At 48.7% G+C, this 19,416-nt stretch carries 14 protein-coding genes; all 14 read left to right on the top strand.

What is annotated here, in order from left to right:
- Positions 1–149: 149 nt before the first annotated feature.
- On the top strand, positions 150–1,301 hold the full coding sequence (locus KI362_RS15495; RefSeq protein ID WP_301628383.1) for a glycoside hydrolase family 88 protein: 1,152 nt from the start codon (positions 150–152) through the stop codon (positions 1,299–1,301).
- Positions 1,302–1,327: 26 nt separating this feature from the next.
- Positions 1,328–2,227: an AraC family transcriptional regulator gene (locus KI362_RS15490; protein WP_301628382.1), complete on the top strand. Its 900-nt coding sequence runs from the start codon at positions 1,328–1,330 to the stop codon at positions 2,225–2,227.
- Positions 2,224–3,639 carry a glycosyl hydrolase family 28 protein gene (locus KI362_RS15485; protein WP_301628380.1) on the top strand — a complete coding sequence of 472 codons (1,416 nt, stop codon included), beginning with the start codon at positions 2,224–2,226 and terminating at the stop codon, positions 3,637–3,639. The genes KI362_RS15490 and KI362_RS15485 overlap by 4 nt, the downstream gene beginning before the upstream one ends.
- Before the next feature lie 1,012 nt (positions 3,640–4,651).
- Complete coding sequence (locus tag KI362_RS15480) at positions 4,652–5,512, top strand: ABC transporter permease (RefSeq protein ID WP_301628378.1); 861 nt, start codon at positions 4,652–4,654, stop codon at positions 5,510–5,512.
- A 31-nt stretch (positions 5,513–5,543) separates the two neighbouring features.
- Complete coding sequence (locus KI362_RS15475) at positions 5,544–6,413, top strand: carbohydrate ABC transporter permease (RefSeq protein WP_301628376.1); 870 nt, start codon at positions 5,544–5,546, stop codon at positions 6,411–6,413.
- A 76-nt stretch (positions 6,414–6,489) separates the two neighbouring features.
- Positions 6,490–8,067, top strand: coding sequence for an extracellular solute-binding protein (locus KI362_RS15470; RefSeq protein ID WP_301628374.1), 1,578 nt, complete (start codon positions 6,490–6,492; stop codon positions 8,065–8,067).
- Positions 8,068–8,187: 120 nt separating this feature from the next.
- Positions 8,188–9,609, top strand: coding sequence for a glycosyl hydrolase family 28 protein (locus KI362_RS15465; RefSeq protein ID WP_301628372.1), 1,422 nt, complete (start codon positions 8,188–8,190; stop codon positions 9,607–9,609).
- 212 nt (positions 9,610–9,821) lie between these two features.
- Positions 9,822–11,375 (top strand): ABC transporter substrate-binding protein, encoded by a 1,554-nt coding sequence (locus KI362_RS15460; protein WP_301628371.1) that lies wholly within the window; start codon positions 9,822–9,824, stop codon positions 11,373–11,375.
- A 36-nt stretch (positions 11,376–11,411) separates the two neighbouring features.
- On the top strand, positions 11,412–12,926 hold the full coding sequence (locus KI362_RS15455; RefSeq protein ID WP_301628369.1) for a response regulator: 1,515 nt from the start codon (positions 11,412–11,414) through the stop codon (positions 12,924–12,926).
- Positions 12,923–14,668: a cache domain-containing sensor histidine kinase gene (locus KI362_RS15450; protein ID WP_301628368.1), complete on the top strand. Its 1,746-nt coding sequence runs from the start codon at positions 12,923–12,925 to the stop codon at positions 14,666–14,668. Before KI362_RS15455 ends, KI362_RS15450 begins: the two co-directional genes overlap by 4 nt.
- A 163-nt stretch (positions 14,669–14,831) precedes the next feature.
- Positions 14,832–15,731, top strand: a complete 900-nt coding sequence (locus KI362_RS15445) for an AraC family transcriptional regulator (protein ID WP_301628366.1) — start codon at positions 14,832–14,834, stop codon at positions 15,729–15,731.
- Positions 15,732–15,951: 220 nt separating this feature from the next.
- Positions 15,952–17,718: an alpha-glycosidase gene (locus KI362_RS15440; protein WP_301628364.1), complete on the top strand. Its 1,767-nt coding sequence runs from the start codon at positions 15,952–15,954 to the stop codon at positions 17,716–17,718.
- Between the two features lie 199 nt (positions 17,719–17,917).
- Positions 17,918–18,646, top strand: a complete 729-nt coding sequence (locus KI362_RS15435; protein ID WP_301628362.1) for a ThuA domain-containing protein — start codon at positions 17,918–17,920, stop codon at positions 18,644–18,646.
- Between the two features lie 147 nt (positions 18,647–18,793).
- A complete protein-coding gene (locus KI362_RS15430) occupies positions 18,794–19,405 on the top strand; it encodes a TetR/AcrR family transcriptional regulator (protein WP_301628361.1) in 612 nt (203 codons plus the stop codon).
- Positions 19,406–19,416: the final 11 nt, after the last annotated feature.

The raw sequence follows: 19,416 nt of genomic DNA, 5'->3' as shown, positions 1-19,416 counted from the left end.
ATTGAGCTGTTGACTCCAGTCGTACCATTATCATATCAGCAAAAACTCAACATTTTGTGCCTCAAATAGCAAACTTTTTGCCTTGGACGGGGGTTACACTGAATGACAGGATCAGGAACAACTCTTGAAAAGGAAAGAGGTTCGTGCACATGTTAGGTATCGAAGAGCAAAAATGGCTGAACAGCCTGATCGCAGGCATAACGGCGAAGATGGACTGGGTCAGCGAGAAGTCGAGGGATAAAATCCCGTACACGACAATTGATGGAACCCATGATGACCGTTCCTCCTGCAATCCGTCCGGAGGCACAGATGACGGGATTAACTGGTGGACGAACGGCTTCTGGGGCGGGATGATGTGGCTGATGTATCACGAGACGGGCCATGAAAAATATAAGGAAATTGCCGTGCTATCCGAGGCCAAGCTGGATCAGTGCTTCGAACAGTTTTACGGTCTGCACCATGACGTCGGATTTATGTGGTTGCCGACAAGCGTAGCCAATTACAAAATAACCGGAAATCCGGAGTCCCGTAAAAGAGCTCTTCATGCCGCCAATCTGCTTGCCGGGCGCTTCAATCTTGCGGGCGGTTTCATCCGGGCGTGGAACGATTTGCCTTCTGCAGACACCCGGGGATGGGCGATTATCGACTGCTTGTTCAATCTGCCGCTGTTGTATTGGGCGACTGAGGAGACGGGTGACCCGCGCTTCAAGCATATTGCGGTGGCGCATGCGGACATGGCGATGACTTCCTTCGTCCGAGCGGACGGTTCGGTGAATCACATCGTTGAGTTTGATCCGTCCAGCGGCGGTATCGTTCGGACATACGGCGGTCAGGGCTTCGGCGAAGGCTCCTCCTGGACGCGTGGCCAAGCGTGGGCGTTATACGGCTTCATATTAAGCTATATCCATACTGGCAAAACAGAATATTTGGAGACCGCTAAACGGGTCGCACATTACTTCTTAGCCAATATACCGGAGGACGGCGTCATACCCATTGATTTTCGTCAACCGTCGGAGCCGAAGCGGGAGGACGATACGGCAGCGGCTATTGCCGCATGCGGGCTGATCGAGATTGCCAAGATCGTCGGAGCATACGAAAAACCGCTTTATGTCGGAGCGGCGCTAAAGCTCATGCAGGCGCTTGAAAGGAGGAGCGATTGGACGGAGCATTCCGATGCTATTATTCAGAAGGGCTCTTCGGCTTACAGTGTGGCCAGGCACCATCATCCGATCATATACGGGGATTTCTTCTTTATGGAGGCTGCTTTTAAAATGAAGGGCAATGATCTTTATCTCTGGTAATCCAACTGGATGCATGGGGGAAGGTTATGAAGAGAATGTTTGAGGCGGTCGTGTTTGGGGGCGGTAAGTTGTTTTGGGATTACCGCCTGCATAACACGGATCACTATAAGGGTTATTATCATTGGCATCAATGCTGCGAGATCATTTACGTCTATGAGGGCGCGGGAAGGGTTGTTCTGGGAGGAGAGACCTTTCCCATTCGGCCGGGCATGTTATTCTTCTTTAGACCGTATCAGCTCCACCATGTTTATGCGAATGTAAGTCCTGAACAGCCTTACACGCGTACGATTTTCCATTTCGATCCGCAGTATATCGATGTGCAGTTGCGCTCATTTACCAAAAGACACGCCCTATTTGCAGCTCTGTGGCGGGGTCAGAACAAGATACAGGCCTATGACCTGGCGGAGTTTAAAACGGTGATCGAGCATAATCTGGAAGACTACCAACGCTCAAGAAAAGCAGGAAAAGGCGAGGATATCGAGGAAATTACGATGATGATTCTTCGTCTCCTGGACTATATGATTCGCAGCTCGACGTCTGGACTAAAGGCTCCGGCCTGGGCGAATGAGCGTAAGTCGGTGGGCTATGCGCAGGAGGCGATGCAGTGGATTGATGAGCACTATCAGGAAAGCTTTCATCTGAATGACCTGGCTGATGCGCTGCATATCTCTAAGTTCTATTTATCCAAATTGTTTCATGAGGAGACGGGCAGCACGTTGAAGGAGTATATTACGGCAAAACGAATGAGGCATGCGTGCCGTTTGCTCGAGACTACAACCAAGCCGGTCGAATGGATCGGAAATGAGGTTGGAGTTCCCAACGCTTCTTATTTTGTCCAAGTATTTAAGCAAGAGGTTGGAACAACGCCTTTGAAATACCGGACAGGATTTCTTCAATCTATTAAAGGCAAGGGGGATAACAGATGAATCGGCTAGTGACATACGAGGCGCCGAGAGGCGCTGTCCTGCGTGATGATTATGAAGTGAAGGTACGGGTGCCGAACGGTGAATGGCAGCAAGCTGCTGTCTACGAAGTACGGGTCGATATGCACAATGTGCGAGAAGCATCCATGGTATATTTCGATATGGAAGGCGCCGTCGAGGTATCTGTAACATGCAGGCGACAAGAGCTGAAGGAAGCAGTTATTCGGCCCTTGTCTTATGCGGTTCCATTCCGGCTAGAAAGAGATACGATCCTGCTTACGCTGGACCGCCCGCGAAAGCTCTCTATTGAATGTAACGGCGATCGCTTCGGCAATCTTCATTTATTTGCGAATCCGATCGAGACGGACGCTCCGAATTTCGATGACCCGAACGTTGCGGCTATTCGCCCAGGAATTCATCGTCTGCCGGATCTTTTGAAGAAGGTATCCTCGGCGGATATTCTTTTTTTCATGCCGGGCATGCATTATCTGGAGGAGACCTTACTGCCGATTCCTTCCGGCAAAACCGTCTATATTGCTGGCGGAGCGGTCTTCGTCGGGTCTTTGGTATGTGATCATGTGCAGGATGTTGCGATCCGGGGGCGAGGGCTTCTCTATTTGGCTGATTTTCACCGTTTCTCGGCATTCCGGGGCATTCGGATCGTATTCTCCAAAAATATTTCCGTTGATGGCATCACTATTGTCGACCCGCCGCACTACAGTATCTTTATCGGTAAGTCGCAAGGTATCTCTATCCGCAACTTCAAATCGTTCAGCACCCGGGGCTGGTCGGATGGCATCGATATGATGGCAAGCGAGGGAATTGACATCGACGATGTGTTTATGCGGAATTCGGACGATTGCATCGCGGTATATGGGTCACGCTGGGATTTTTATGGCGATGCCCGGGATGTAACGGTGCGCAATTCGGTTCTATGGGCGGACGTTGCGCATGCAATTATGGTCGGCACGCACGGAAATCATCAAAAGAACGGGGATACCATCGAAGCACTGCGCTTCGAGAATATCGACATTTTGGAGCATCATGAGCCGCAGCCGAATTATTGGGGAGCCATGGCGATTAACGCTGGCGATGGGAATACGGTGAGAAGCGTTGTCTTTGAAAGCATACGAGTTGAGGAAATCGAACAGGGACAATTGTTTGACGTTCGCGTCATCCATAATAAGGACTATAATCCAATGCCCGGCCAACGCATTGAACAAGTCGTATTTCGCAACATTTATTATGCGGGAGGCTCTGCGAATCCGTCTCGAATTTATGGTTTTGATAACGAAAGGATTACTACGGGTCTCATCTTCGATAATCTGTGGATCGGAGACGAGCAGGTGGACACGATCAATCATCCGGCGCTCGATGTGAATGAGTACGCACGCAATATTACCTTTATAAAGTGATTTGTTGACTAGGTTTCTTTGTACATTCGATATAGCCGGGATCAACTCTGTTTCCCAATATAAGCAATGCGGTACCTTTGATCTAAGGGAAGGAAGTACTTGGTCTAAGGGACATTATGTCTCCTTACGGTCCGCTTTTGGATGAGTCAGAATTGTAACGGACATTTTGGCTGCTAAGAGAGTGGAATGGAATGAACCAGCGTCGTTTGAGCGTCCTAAGCGCCCGAAATGTCCGTTAGCCCTTCGAATCATGAGAACAAGTCTGCTAAGAGTCTAAAATGTCCGTTGGCGAGTTTAACATATCCGGCGACGAGCAGCAGATGGCTAATCAGAGCATCGGCTGCACCCAAAGAGGAGTCAGATAAGGAGAGTCAAGCAGCATTCCGAAAAAACAGCTAATACCTTGTCAAGGGTGTCCCAAAAGTCATCTTAGGTGACTGAGGGGCACCCACATTCATTTCGTTAAACAAAAAGAAACTAATCCATTTGCGTGGTTAACGCCGCTATAAATCATCTGCCGACGCCATCTTTGACGGGCTTTCCCTTGCTCAAAATCTGCTAAAGAAAGCAGCCATAGACTATAAAAACCAAAGAGCTAAGCGAAGATAGACCGCTTAACCCCTTGGTTTTTTATGAATATCATCCTATTTTGTTGGTAGGAGTGTTCCAAAGTGTACTTTTGGGGCGCCCTCTTTTTTTTATATAAGAGCAAAAAAATGATAGTAATCAGGTGATGCAGCCGCTCTTCGTAGAAATCATTTTTACACCAAGAAATAAACATTTCCTCGCATTGTTTTGTCATTATGGCCGTTCGAATGCAGATACAATTAGGCTTGTAAGGGCTTTCGAAACAACCTGGGATTGAAGAAAGGAAGTGCAGGCAGTGAGCCATTTCAATTCAAATACCGCAAGTACTGCGCGAAATGAAAACGGTAACATCCCTCCCTTGGGGAAGGTGCCGAAATGGAGGCTTACATGGAAGGAGTATAAAAAAAATAAATACCTGTTTTTCATGCTTATTCCGATTCTGGTCTGGTATGGCATCTTCCATTACGGACCTATGTACGGTGTCCAATTAGCCTTCAAGGAGTTCAGCCCGGTCAAAGGAATCTGGGGAAGCGATTGGGTGGGCTTGGAGCATTTTAGATTTTTGTTCTACCAATCGCCTGACTTTGCAAGAATATTCCGGAATACGATTCTAATCAGCCTTTATAACATTGTATTCGGTTTCCCGGCGCCTGTTATTCTGGCGCTTATGCTGAACGAGCTGCGTTCGAAGCTGTTTAAGCGGCTTGCACAGTCGATTACGTACATTCCGCACTTTTTCTCTTGGGTAGTACTGTCAGGGATCATCATCGTTATGCTGTCGCCTTCCGAAGGCCCGGTTAACTACATCATCAAGCTGTTCGGCGGCGAATCGATCTACTTCCTGACGGATACAAGCTATTTCCGGCCTACGCTCGTCCTCACCTCGATTTGGAAGGAGATTGGTTGGGGGACGATCATCTATTTGGCGGCCTTGTCCGGCATTGATCCCACCTTATACGAAGCCGCCACAATCGACGGAGCCAACCGGTGGAAGAGGATCTGGCATATTACCATTCCTTCGATACTGCCAGTCGTGTCCATTATGTTTATTCTTTCGCTCGGCGGCATTCTGAATGCCGGCTTCGACCAGATTTTCAACTTGTACAGCCCGGCTGTCTACGAGGTCGCCGATGTAATAGACACTTATGTATACCGAGCCGGTATCCAGCAGTCCCAGTTTGGATTAACGACGGCTGTCGGGTTATTCAAAAATGTCATCGGCATTACGCTTGTTCTAGGCACGAACTATGTCATGAAACGCATGGGCCAAGAAGGGGTTCTTTAACAAGAATCCCTCCCGAAAGGAGAGTTACGCAATGAAACCGACGATCGGCGAACATATCTTTCAAGCCATTCTCGTCATTGTGATTTCAATGCTTTGTATCACGACGATATACCCGTTTCTTCATATTACTTCCATTTCATTAAGCAGCCCCAACGAGGCGAGCCGCTTCGGGTTCCATTTATATCCGAGAGAGCTGGACTTCTATGCTTGGAAACAAGTGCTGAGTCAAACGAAAATATGGACCGGCTTCGGCAACTCCGTGTTCCGCACGATCGTAGGGACGCTGCTTACACTCATCGCCATGTCGCTCTGCGCTTATCCGCTGTCGCGAAAATACTTGCCCCACCGCAGCTTCTACACGATGATCATCCTTTTCACGATGTTCTTCGGCGGCGGGATCATCCCGACTTTCCTGTTAATGAAAGAACTGCATTTGATGAACAGCATATGGGTGTATATTGTACCGGGCCTTGTTCCAACGTTCTCGATGCTGGTGCTGCGCAACTTCTTCATGGGGATTCCGACTGAACTCGAGGAATCAGCCAAAATCGATGGTGCGAACGACATTCGTATTTTGTTCAGCATCATATTGCCGCTATCGAAACCGGTGCTTGCGACACTTGCATTATGGACGGCTGTCGGACATTGGAACGCCTGGTTCGATGCAGTCTTATACATTACAGATCAAAATAAGCAAGTGCTGCAGTTCTTCCTCCGCGAGATCGTCATCACCAATACGGATGCAGAGACTTTCGGGCGGACGATAGTGGGAAATCTCAAGTATGCTCCGTCCATCAAGGCCGCCACAATCATGTTCGCTGCGCTGCCGATTCTGATTGTGTATCCGTTCCTTCAAAAATATTTTGTCAAAGGTACGATGATTGGTTCATTGAAGGGTTAACCGTTATAAACGGGCGGCTTATTTGCTGCCTGATTATATACAATGCTTTGAACAAACAAAAGGGAGGATCTACAAAATGAAACAATGGAAAAAGCTAAGCCTGATGCTTGTGCTGACTGTTTCGCTGGTTGCTGCAGGATGCTCTGGGAACGCGAACAAGAATGCAAGTGAGAATCCAGGTACAAGCACGCCTTCTAACAACACGTCCAATAGCCAGCCATCGGATAAGACAATCACCATCGCAACCAATGCGTCGACTTGGGAAATTCCGACGAACGACGATAATCCGACACAGAAGTATCTGGAAGAGCGCTACAACGTAAAATTCGTGAACATGAGAGGAACGGATGAAAACTACAAGGTAATGATAGCTTCCGGCGAAATTCCGGATATTTTTCCGCACAATATCACTGAATCTGACATGACGAATTGGGCAAGACAAGGCGTTATCGCAGAAATTGATATCGAAGAGATAAAAAAATATATGCCGTCCTATACTTCGCATATTGAAGAGGTTGATCCAAACGCATGGAATATTGGAATCATCGACGGCAAGAATTACGGTGTTCCTAGAATATGGCTCAATGGAGCCTATGGATTTATTCCGACATACAACGGAGAATGGCTGGAAGCAATCGGCTATTCGGAGCCCCCGAAGACCATTGAGGAATTGGAAGACGTGCTAACCAAATTCCGTAATAACGACCCCGATCAAAATGGTCAGAAGGACACGTACGGTATTAGCGGCCGCGGCAAGGATGTGCGGGTTCAACTTTTCAACTCCATCTATGCTGCCTATGGCGTGAACCCCTACCATTTCAAGCTGGCAGAGGACGGTACCGTGACTTGGGGCGGTGTTACGGATGAAGCAAAAGAAGCCTTGAGATTGCTTAACAAATGGTATAAAGAAGAATTGATCGATCCCGAATTTATGACGGATGACGGTGAATTGCTCGATCAGAAATGGTCCAGCAAAAAGATCGGTTATATTGATCACAAAATGTATCATCATCTCTTTGGAGCCATCGATGGCAACACGGAAGCCGGTATTACGGCTGTCTATGGTCAAGGTTTGATCGGTCCTGCCGGCAAATCGATTGTCATGTCTAATGGTGCGCTGCAAGTACCGTTAATGTTCGGAAAGCAGGTAGAAGAAGACGATGAGAAACGAATCCGCATTCTGCAAATGCTGGAGGATCTCGCAACGAATGATGAAGCATACCTGCGTACGGTGTATGGGATCGAGGGCGAATCCTATGATATGGTAGAAGGCTCCCCCGTAACGAAAACGGAATTTACATCCGACATGGCTCGTGAAATGGGCATTGGCGGCTTCTACAACCCGTTGATTGAACGCGACACCAGTACTTGGAAGTTCCATTTTACACCAGACAAATTGGAGTTCCGCGATAAGGTGAATGCCGGCATCGAAACAACCAGCGACATACTTGGTCCGACTGCACTTGAAACAAAAGGGAAGTACATGGCGACGCTGACGACGCTTCAGGACGAATTTTATATCAAAGCGATTATCGGCAACGAGGATTTAGATAAGGCGTTCGAGGGTTTCAAAAATCAGTGGCTGAAAACCGGCGGTCAAGAAATGTTGGATGAAGCAACAAAGGTATATAAGGATCGCGAAGCTGCCAAATAATCGAACGAAGCGGATATAACCAGGATAACAGTAGAAAAGAAGGCTGTGAAGATGAGCCGTTCCGCCCTAGATGGAGGATCATCCTAGCAGCCTTCTTTATTAATAAAGGAGAATCGGCTGATGAATGATTCTAAGTCTGTTATGGTAGATTATCCTGTTCCCGAGGGAGTTCCCCTTAACTCTGATTTTTCGGTTAAAATCAGAGTTCCCGGCGGGGAATGGAGCGAATTGTCTACTTATTTGGTGCGGGTGGATATGCATGACGTGCGTGAGGCCTCAATGGCAACGTTTGATTTCGAGGGCGAGGTTGAAGTGGAGATTACTTACAATCGCGGACCTCTCTACAAAGCGGATCTTCGACCATTAGCCCGTCATATTGACTATTCGATTCAGGGAAATACGGTTGTGTTTCAATTGTTCCAACCATGCCACTTGAGTATAGAGGCTAACGGAGACCGATTTCATAACTTGCATCTCTTCGCGAACTCATTGGAGGCTGACGCGCCGGATCCTCATTCTTCCGATGTGCTTTTTATCGAATCTGGAGATTATTCCGTTAACAAGAAAGTGAAGCACAGGCAGGAGAGCACGATCTATTTTGGTCCGGGATTGCACCGGTTTGAAGAAGGGTTGTTCTATATCCCGTCGAACACGTCGGTGTATCTTGCAGGCGGAGCAGTCGTCGTGGGTTCTCTCGTATGTGAGCATACCGAGAACGTGCAGATCCGCGGCAGGGGAGTTATTTATTTGCGCGATATCGAGAAGACGACCTATTGGCGTTCGGTCCAGATTGACTTCTCCCGTAATGTTACGGTGGAGGATATCATCTCTATTGATCCTCCGCACTACAGCATTCATCTCGGGCAATCGGAGAATGTCCGTATACGGAATTTCAAGTCGTTCAGTACGCGAGGCTGGTGTGACGGCATTGATATGATGTCGTGCAAGAATGTGAGTATTGAGAATGTATTTCTGCGCACCTCCGATGACTGTATCGCCATCTATGGAAGCCGCGGGAAATTTAAAGGCGATACCTGCAATGTGCGGGTAAGGGGCGCCGTGCTATGGGCGGATGTCGCGCATCCGATCATGATCGGCGTTCATGGGGACTATGAAGGGAAGGGGGATTTAATCGAGAATATTTCCTTTCATAACATCGATATTCTGGAGCACCATGAGCCTCAGGACGGCTATTGGGGCTGCATAGCGATCAATGCCGGGGACAAGAACACGGTTCGGCATGCTGTGTTTCGCGACATTCGCGTGGAACAGTTCGAGCTGGGGCGGCTCTTTGATATCCGGGTGTTCTGGAACGAGAAGTATAATCCGTTCCCTGGGAACTGCGTTGAGCACATTTACTTCGAAAATATTACGTTCAATGGGGATTGCTCGAATCCATCCGTGATAGCGGGGTATGATGAAGACCGTACGGTGTCCCATGTTCACTTCCGCAACCTGCGTCTAAATGACCGTCTCGTTACAAGTGCGGAATCGGGCAATTTCATACTCAACGATTATCAAAGGCATGTGACCTTTGAGTAAAGCGCAGTAGAATCCTAGTACAATCGTGAAAGGAAGCCGAATCGATGAGTATGATAACACAATTGGAAAAAGAAGTGAACTAGGAGTATCGCTTAGAGAAGCAATTAGGCATAAAGAAAACCATCTTACAATAACAAATCACTAGGTAGAAGAAACCGACTCCCTAAGCTAAAATAAATACAAGCATATGAATATTGAGGGGATAGGGGAATATGTTGAAAGCGCTAAACCCCGCAAAAGCGGTTCTGCTGGCGGTAATTTCATTTGCGCTCCTCCTGACCGCTTGCTCGAAAAACCCGCCAAACGGTACACTTACAGATCAGAATACCTTAGAGACGCCTAACGAGATCATAGAATTGAGAGGGTACACGATGGGGGCGGCACCGGCAGGCGGCTTGGATACGTTCTATAGACAGTTAGATGAATTGACTGTAAGGGACCTGGGTTTGCGGGTCCGGTTTGACTTCATACCGTGGGGAGACGAAAAGAATCAAATCAGCCGCGCTATTGCTGCCAAGAAGTATGATCTTTATGCAGGCGGCGCTTGGTCGGATTTCATAACCTTTGCCTCGAAAAATGCTTTTGCCGATCTTGCGCCTTTACTGGATAAAGTGCCTGACCTGGTTGAGCATTACAACGGAATGCTTGAGAACGCAAAAATGGATGGCAAGCTGTATGGCATTCCACAATACATTACGCCGGGCGGCGGCAGCGAAGGCTTGCTGTACCGGGAAGATTTGCGCAAACAGTGGAACCTTCCGGAAATTACCGACTTGGCCACTGCGGAACAGTATCTTTATAAGGCGAAGGAAGTCTATCCTGACGTGTCTATGATTAACGATAAACGCTTCGCTGACAATCTATGGACTTTACTTGCGGGTTCCAAGTATCATACCCTGATCCAAGGCTTTGTCGTGGCACCGATCGATAAGCCCTATGAAGCAATCAGTATGTACGATACCCCCGAGTATCGGCAAGTGCTGGAATATGCCAGGAGGTGGCACGAGGATGGCATTGTAGACCCGAGTATTCTGGCTGCTCCAGAGAATTCGACCGGTAAAACCCTTGAACTGATGAAGCTTGATAAAAAGCCCCTCGAGTTCAATAATCACTTCGGAGCTGTAAGTTCCGGCTACATCGGTGTATTGATGGACTTGTACCCTGAATTTGAATACGGGTGGTTCGATTATTATCTCGGGAATGTTCCAAGCTACTTGCCCTATTTATCACCGAATAATATTTCGATGATTTCGGTCGGCGCGCATTCCAAGCACATTGAGAAGGCTCTGCAATTCATTGCGAAAGCGCATACCGATCAAGCCTACTATAACTTGCTGCAGTACGGTGTTGAAGGTGAACATTATAAGCTTGACAGTGAGAACAGAATTTATTTTGACGGCATCCCCTCAGAGAATCGCAAATCAGGCTGGACAGGGCTGAATGACGGTACAATGAATCTGCCCGCCAAGTACCCGGATAATTGGCAAGCCCTCCACGACAGGATACATGCAGAAGGCAAAAGACAGGCCAATCTTGGCGGAGAGAGTCCTTATGGCGGATTCGTCTTTAATAACGCTGTCGTTGCTAAGGAACTTGCAAGCATGGAAAAGGTGAGATCGCAATACATTCAACCGCTTGCGGTCGGTATTGCCCAAGATATGGATGAGGAATGGATAAATGCCCGGAAGCAGCTGAAGCTTGCCGGAATGGATGCTTATTTGGAGGAGCTTCAAAAGCAGCTGGATGCCTTCGCCGCATCGAAATAAGGAGTGGAAGATACCGCCGCACGAGGGGGAACGGGAATGCGGATACTAATTGCGGATGACGACGATTATACACGGGAAGGACTTGCTGAAAGCATCGACTGGGCAAGCTACGGCATCACCAAGGTCATTCAAGCGCGCGATGGGGAGGAAGCGCTGCGTATCGCGATGACTCGCAAGCTGGACATCGTGCTGACCGATATCCGGATGCCCCGTCTGAACGGGATCGAATTCGCGGAGAAGCTGGCCGGGGCGTCTCCCGATAGCAAGCTGTTATTCATGAGCGGTTATATGGAAGTCAATTATTTAAAAAGCGCGATAAAACTATCTGCGGTGGACTATATCGAGAAACCGATCCGTATCCCGGAACTGGAGAAGGCGATCCGGAAAACGGTGGATACCCTTCTTCAATCGAGGATGCAGCATGACTTGTCAGATCAGAAGCTTAAATTGGAGAGGTATAAACTTGCCAATTTGCTGCGTACGAAAGAAGGCGATATGGATGAAATTCGGCGGCTGTGCGAGGAGACCGGATTTCCGGTTAATCGGCATTATATAGGTTTGGCTCTCCGTTTTGGAGAGGAGAAAGGGGAAGAGCGGGATCATTTGGCAGAGATGATTGACTTCTGTGCGCGTCACGGATTTCCATCGGTCGGCGAGCGGTCGGACAAGGGCATTGCCCATATCATTACGGCCTTCCGACGTCATGAGGAGGAGCGCGTTGAATTACTGGCAGGCGCTCTTCTAGGGCAATTCCCCGAACTAACGATCGGGATCGGGAGTGTCTCTGCTGATTTGAGCGAGGTGGGCAAAAGCTGCAGAGACGCCTTGACCGTGTTACAGCGTTCCTTTTACCAGCCAAGGGTTCGCCGCTTTGTTTTCAACGGATCCCGCTCTGCGCTTCCTTCAGTAAGAACGGACGTGGTGGTCGAATTTGTTCGTTGTATGAAGCATGAGCCAGAGCTGCTTCCAATATGGATCAACGGATTGTGCGATGATTTGATCAAGGATGGGACTCAGAGCAAAGAGCGAGTGGTGTCGATGTTCTCCTCCTTCGCTCACGCCATGCTTAGCGAGAAGAACGGGATCCTAATGGGCTCCGGCCGAGTCTATCAGATCCGTGAAGTAGGAGCTTTGCTGGAGAGCGCCGATTCGATGGAGGAGATCCGTCGAATGATGCTGGAGTTGTGCGAGACTTACCTTGAGGAGATCAGAAAGACATCGCCCTATTCCCGGACCGTAAGCGCAGTGATGAAGTATATTGCGGCGCATTGCGGTAATGCGGATCTCGACATCAGGAGGATCGCCGAGCATCTACATATGTCTTCAGCTCACCTCGGCATGCTGTTTAAACAGGAGACGGGGATAACCATTAAGCAGTACATCAACAGCTATCGGTTGGAATTGGCTAAGCAGCTGATCGGGAACGAGAACTACAAAATGAACGAGGTTGCCCAGATATGCGGGTATGCAAGCGCAAGTTATTTTGCGAAAGCATTTAAGGCTGCCACCAATCTTACGCCTGTTGAATACAGAAAGTCGACATACAGATGAAGCTGACAAAGCGAATCGGCAACCTGTCATTAAGGAAGAAGCTTATCGCCTTGTTGGCGGCGGTAGGCATCGGACCTCTTATCTTTACATTCTTCTTGTCCTATGGGGAATTGCGCAACTCTGTTCTGAACAACCAGCACTATGCGGCAAACCAGAATTTCACGCAATCGCTTACGATGCTATCAAGTAAATTTACGCACATCGAAGAGATTTCCTCCATGATTATGATTGACGAGGACATCAACGCCGTCTTCTCCAGCGATCCGGGCAGCATGGCTGTCTGGGAGCAGTTGGCTAAGTTTGATGAGATTACAGAATACACCAATATCCTGAAAAATGACTCCGAGTATGAAGATATTGTTTATTATATCGACGGCCGATTTGTCATCGCTGCCGAAGACGCTCCTATGTACCGTCCTTTAGAGAGCATAGAGAACGAGACTTGGGCGCAAAAAATATTAAGCGGCGGCGGAGAGTCCGTATGGGTCCTTGTTCCGGAAACCGACGAACGGATGAATGCCAGGAAGTATTTAACTCTGGGGAGAATTTTATGGAACAGCGATAATTACTCGGAGCCGGTCGGCCTAGTGACGATTCGCATGAATCCGGACTCTATCCGGCAGTATTTGTCGGCTTCCATCCGGGATCAGCTGGTCTACTTGGAGACAGCTGACGGCGAGCTGATCGTAAGCAATCGGGATGACAAGCTGTCCTCGATGCGACTGCCTTCCGACGGGCTGCAACAGGATATATTCAAACCCATTGAGCTGCCACCCGGCGATTATTTGGCCCGAAGCATGAAGGTGGGTTCTTCGAACCTTTATTTGCGTTCTGTCATTTCGCAACAAGCTTTATCTGAGGACATTAATGTGATCCGAAATCAGATGCTCGTTACGTATCTCATTATTAGCACGCTTTTGCTGATGGTTATTTTCCCCGTTACCCGGTCCATTACCTCGCGGATTTTCATGCTCATGAACAAAATGACTCAGGTTAGACAGGGCAGATTGAATACGCTGGACATCGAACCTCGGGAGGATGAAGTGGGTCATCTTATTTCCAGTTACAACTATATGATTAACAGCGTCAGGGAGCTGATGGACGAGCAATTCAGGCTAGGACAAGAAAAGCTCGGTGCGGAGTTGAAGGCGCTGCAATCCCAGATCAACCCGCATTTTCTGTATAACACGCTGGATATGATCGTCTGGATGGCTCAAAAGGATGAGCGCCGCAATTTGCAAGAGGTGGTGTATTCACTCTCGGATTACTACAAGCTGATTTTAAATAAAGGCGAGGACTTTGTTACTGTCGAGGATGAGCTGCGCTTATGCCTGTATTATATGGAAATTCAGCAGAAACGGTACAAGGGGCGGATAGTCTACGAGGTCGAAGTGGAAGAGGAAACGTTAGGCTGCCTGCTTCCCAAGATTACGCTGCAGCCGTTGGTAGAGAACGCTATTGTGCATGGAATCCTGGAGAATGATACGGGTTATGGAAAGATTAAAGTTAAGGGAAGGCTAATGAAAGACCGCCTGGTTCTTGAGGTCGAGGACGATGGCCCCGGGATGAAGGGAAACACCGGCCGCAGAGTAAAGTATCAAGGAAGTGGTTATGGGACTCAAAATATCGGGAAACGGCTGGAGCTTTATTTTGGAGAACCGAACGGCATCCGTTTTGCCGACAAGGAAAAGGGAAGAGGCACTCGCGTCATCATCGATGTGCCCATAGTTTGCAGTAAATAAGGAGCGGAAATACAGCCCTCCTTTTTTGTTGTCTTTCATCAAAAACTACAAGTAATCTTGCAAAAGTGCGATAGCATGGAAGCGCTAACATTGTTACGATATGTTCAGGACATCATGGTGGAAAGCAATCACTTCTTCCGAGTTCTAATGAGGAGGGATGACAATGAAGCGCATGTTCGAACCCGTCGTCTTTGGAAGTACGAAGCTGTTCTGGGACTATCGGTTGCATAATACCAGTCATTACAAAGGCTATCAGCATTGGCATCAATGCTGCGAGATATTATACGTTCATGAAGGGACGGGTCATGTCGTTATTGGCGGCAAGACATTCCCGCTCCGTCAGGGGATGCTGTTCTTCTTCCAGCCCTATCAGCTGCACCATGTCTATGCGAATGTAAGTACGGAACAGCCCTATGTGCGGACGATCATTCATTTTGACCCGCAGCACATAGAGGCGTTGCTTCGGCCTTTTCCGAAACGCCTTCGCCTATTTACAGCGCTGCGGCACGGACAGCATCACATCCAAGCCTTTGATTTGTCGTCTGCTGAAGCAGCTGTTGAATGCATTTATGAGGATTATCACGTGAAGAGACAGGAGGGCAAGGGAGAGGATACGGAGGAGATCGCAATGATGGTTCTCTGCTTGCTGAATACGATTGTTCAAAGCTTTCCCTCCAAGACGGCGTTTCCGTTTGACGCAGTAGAGCGGAATTCGACGAACTATGTGCAAGAGGCCATGCAATGGATAGACATGCATTATCACGAAGCCTTTCGCCTTGACGATCTCGCTGAAGCTTTGCATTTGTCGAAATTCTACTTATCCAAACTGTTTCATGAAGAAACAGGCAGCACCTTGAAGGGTTATGTCATAGCAAAGCGTATTCGGCAGGCCTGCAGACTGCTGGAGACGACGGCCAAGTCGGTCGAATGGATCGGAGCCGAGGTCGGTATTCCGAACTCCTCCTACTTCGTTCAATTGTTCAAGCAAGAGGTAGGCACGACTCCGCTGAAATATCGTACCCGATTTCATCAAACGGTTTATTACAAGGAAGAAGCCGAGTAGAACTAATCTCCGTGCATTATGTGCTATAATAGGAGTTGCGTTTCCTTCGAATCGCGGCTATATTAAAACTATAAACATAAGGGCAATGCCTGACTTGTTCATCTGAAATCATCCATTGGATGTTGGATCGACGAGCACAACCCCGAATTCAAAGGGGGTGTGCTCGTCTTTTTGTTTTGTTCATCCAATACTGATTTTTATTTTTGAGGAGGAGATTAATTTGATTAAAGAAGCGATTTTTCACCGTCCCAAGAACAACTTTGCTTACGCCTACGACGCAAACACACTGCATATCCGCCTTCAGGCGAAAAAGGATGACCTGACCCGGGTCGAACTGATTCACGGCGATCCTTACCGCTGGGCAGAAGGACGGATGCTTTCCGACAAGCTGCCGATGGTCAAATCGGCATCCGACGAGCTGTATGATTATTGGTTCATTGCCATTGAGCCGGAAAATAAGCGGTTCGTCTATCAGTTTGAGGTGAGTGATGACCGGGAAACCTGGGTGTTCGGAGAGATGGGATTTACGGCGGACGTCGAGCAGAACCGGTTCTTCCGCTTCCCGTATCTAAACGCGGTTGACGTATTTGATGCGCCGGCATGGGTAAAGGATACCGTATGGTATCAGATTTTCCCGGAGCGGTTCGCTAATGGCAATCCGGCGCGCAAGACCAACACGAATGCAGTATGGGGAGATGTGCCGGGGCCGGACAGCTTTTTCGGCGGAGATTTCGAAGGGATTTTGGAGCATCTGGATTATTTGAGCGATCTGGGAATTACGGGTATTTATATGACCCCTATTTTCGAAGCGCCGACCAACCATAAATATGACACGATTGATTATATGAAACTGGACCCTCAGTTTGGCGACGAGGAGACATTCCGCAAGCTGGTAAAGGCCTGCCATGACCGGGGAATCCGCGTTATGCTGGATGCGGTGTTCAACCACGCCGGATACGGTTTCGGACCGTTCCAGGATGTGCTGAAGCACGGGGCGGCGTCCCGCTATGCGGACTGGTTCCATATGCTGAGCTATGGCAATGGGGAAGAGGCGCCCCGATATGAGACCTTTGCGTTTACGCCCTACATGCCTAAGCTGAACACCAGCCATCCGGAAGTTAAGGAGTATCTGCTCGGCGTTGCCAAGCATTGGATCGAGGAATTTGATATCGACGGCTGGAGACTGGACGTGGCTAATGAGGTGGACCACCGTTTCTGGCGTGAATTCCGCAATGCGGTTCGCAGCGTCAAGGACGATGTCTACATGGTAGCCGAAATCTGGAATGATGCTATGCCTTGGCTGCAAGGGGATCAATTCGATTCGGTTATGAACTATCCTTTCGGCGAGGCGGTCATTGACTTTATTGCGAAGGACAAAATCGAGGCGACACGTTTCGCCAGCCTGGTAACCAGCCACTTGCAGCTCTATCCTGAAAATGTGAGCAGAGTGCTGTTCAATTTGCTCGGCAGCCATGATACGCCGCGTATCCTCACGGTATGCGGGGACGACCTGAACAAGCTGAAGCTGGCGTTCCTGCTGCTCTATACGTATCCGGGAAGCCCATGCATCTATTACGGAGATGAGATTGGCCTGACGGGAGACGGGGATGATTTTGCTTATTATCGGGCATGTATGGAATGGGAGCCTGAAAAGCAGAATCAGGAGCTGCTTGCCTTTGTGAAGCGCCTGATTGCGATCCGCAAGGCTTCGCCGGCATTGACAGATAACGCCCGTATGGAATTTCTGAAGACTGACGATGCTAAAGGCTTGGTCATCTATCGCCGCAGCTCGGGGGATGAGGAGATTCTGGTCGCCTTGAATAAGGGGGATCATCCCGCCGAATTTGAGCTGCCAGCTTCATGGAGCGGGAAAACGGTAGTTGACCTGTGGACAGGACACCAGTTGGAGACGGATCATGGGCCGCAATCCACAGGCTTTAAGCTGAGCGGACAGCAATTCCGAATTCTCGGCCTGGGGATAAAGTGATTTTTCGCGGATTTGCACACATTACCCACAATACCGTTGTGGACAGCCTTTGAATAAGTGGATAACTTGGGATAATTTCTGTATAACTTTGTGGATAACATAACAGGATAACAAGCAACATGACAATTCCCGTTTTTAGTCGTAGAATCATTCATAGAATAGGTAAGGTAAGGGATTTATTACTGCAGGGGGCTGGGCCATGTCTTCAATTAAAGTAACGGTATGGAACGAATTTCAGCATGAAAAAAATAATGAGCGTGTCAAAGCAATCTATCCGGAAGGAATCCACGCGACGATCGCATCGTTCCTGAATGCAGAGGAAGGAATAACGGCGCAGACGGCCGTGCTCGACGAGCCGGAGCATGGGCTGACAGAAGCGGTGCTTCAAGAGACGGATGTTCTGATTTGGTGGGGACATGTCGCTCATGAGGATGTAGCAGATGAGATTGTGGAGAGAGTTCGACAGCGTGTTCTGGAGGGAATGGGGCTGATTGTGCTACACTCGGGACATGCTTCGAAGATTTTCCGCGCTCTGATGGGAACCAATACCGGCTCGCTGAAGTGGCGGGATGACGGCGAGAAGGAACGGGTTTGGGTCATTGAGTCAGCCCATCCGATTGCCGCCGGACTGGGAGAATACTTCGAGATTCCGAAGGAAGAGATGTATGGAGAGCGTTTTGAAATCCCGGCTCCAGATGAGCTGGTATTCATCTCCTGGTTCGAGGGAGGCGAAGTGTTCCGAAGCGGCTGCTGCTATAAGCGGGGGCTGGGCAAAGTATTCTACTTCAGACCCGGACATGAGACCTTCCCGGTCTATCATCAAGCCGAGGTGCAGCGCGTGATCATGAATGGCGTTCGCTGGGCGGTCAAGGGCGAAGGAGCGAAGGCTACTTATGGACGGGTTGCTCCTTTGGAGCCGGTCCGTTAATAACAGGCATGTTAGGGGAGCGCGTAATGGTTGCGCTCTCTTTTTTTCTCTCATAAATAGGCTCTTGTAAAGAATAATTTTATCTGTTAAGATACAGAACGAACGTTCAGTATGTATGGTCTGATCGTGGGATTGGAGCGGTGAAGTGTGAATAAGAAGCAGTTGCAAAGCGAACAGACGAGGAAGCGAATTGTGGATGCCGCCCGTATGCTGTTTGCTCAAAAGGGCTATAAAGCCACTTCTATCGAAGACATTATTGCGGCAACCGGAACGAGTAAAGGCAACCTCTATTATCATTTTAAAAGCAAAGAGGGTTTGTTTCTGTATCTACTTGATGAGTGGGACCGGGAATGGGAGGAGAAATGGGAGGCGAGGGAGTCCCAGTTCAAGACCAGCTCGGAGAAGCTTTTTGCACTTGCGGAGGTTCTGGTGCATGATGATTTGAATCATCCGCTTACCAAGGCTGCAGATGAATTTTTCAATGAAGAGAAGACCAGCGAGATTGAAGAACGAATTACCGGGATGGTGGACAGACACCTGGAGTGGAACCGCCGGTTGATCCAGGAAGGAATTGACCGCGGAGAGTATCGTGCGGAGCAGGCGGATGAATATGCCGTTGTCCTTGAAAGTCTGCTGTTCGGTCTGAGTCACATGTCGCGCAATCGTAAGCCTGAGGCGGTGCTCGAATTATATCATCAGGCGATGAAAGTTTTTTTATACGGAATTTCTGCAGGAACCACCTCCCACACACCGGGCTGATTGGTTTACAG

Source organism: Paenibacillus apis (assembly GCF_018333295.1).
Taxonomy (GTDB): Bacteria; Bacillota; Bacilli; order Paenibacillales; family Paenibacillaceae; genus Fontibacillus; species Fontibacillus antibioticophila.
This window is presented reverse-complemented; position numbering and strand designations above follow the sequence as displayed.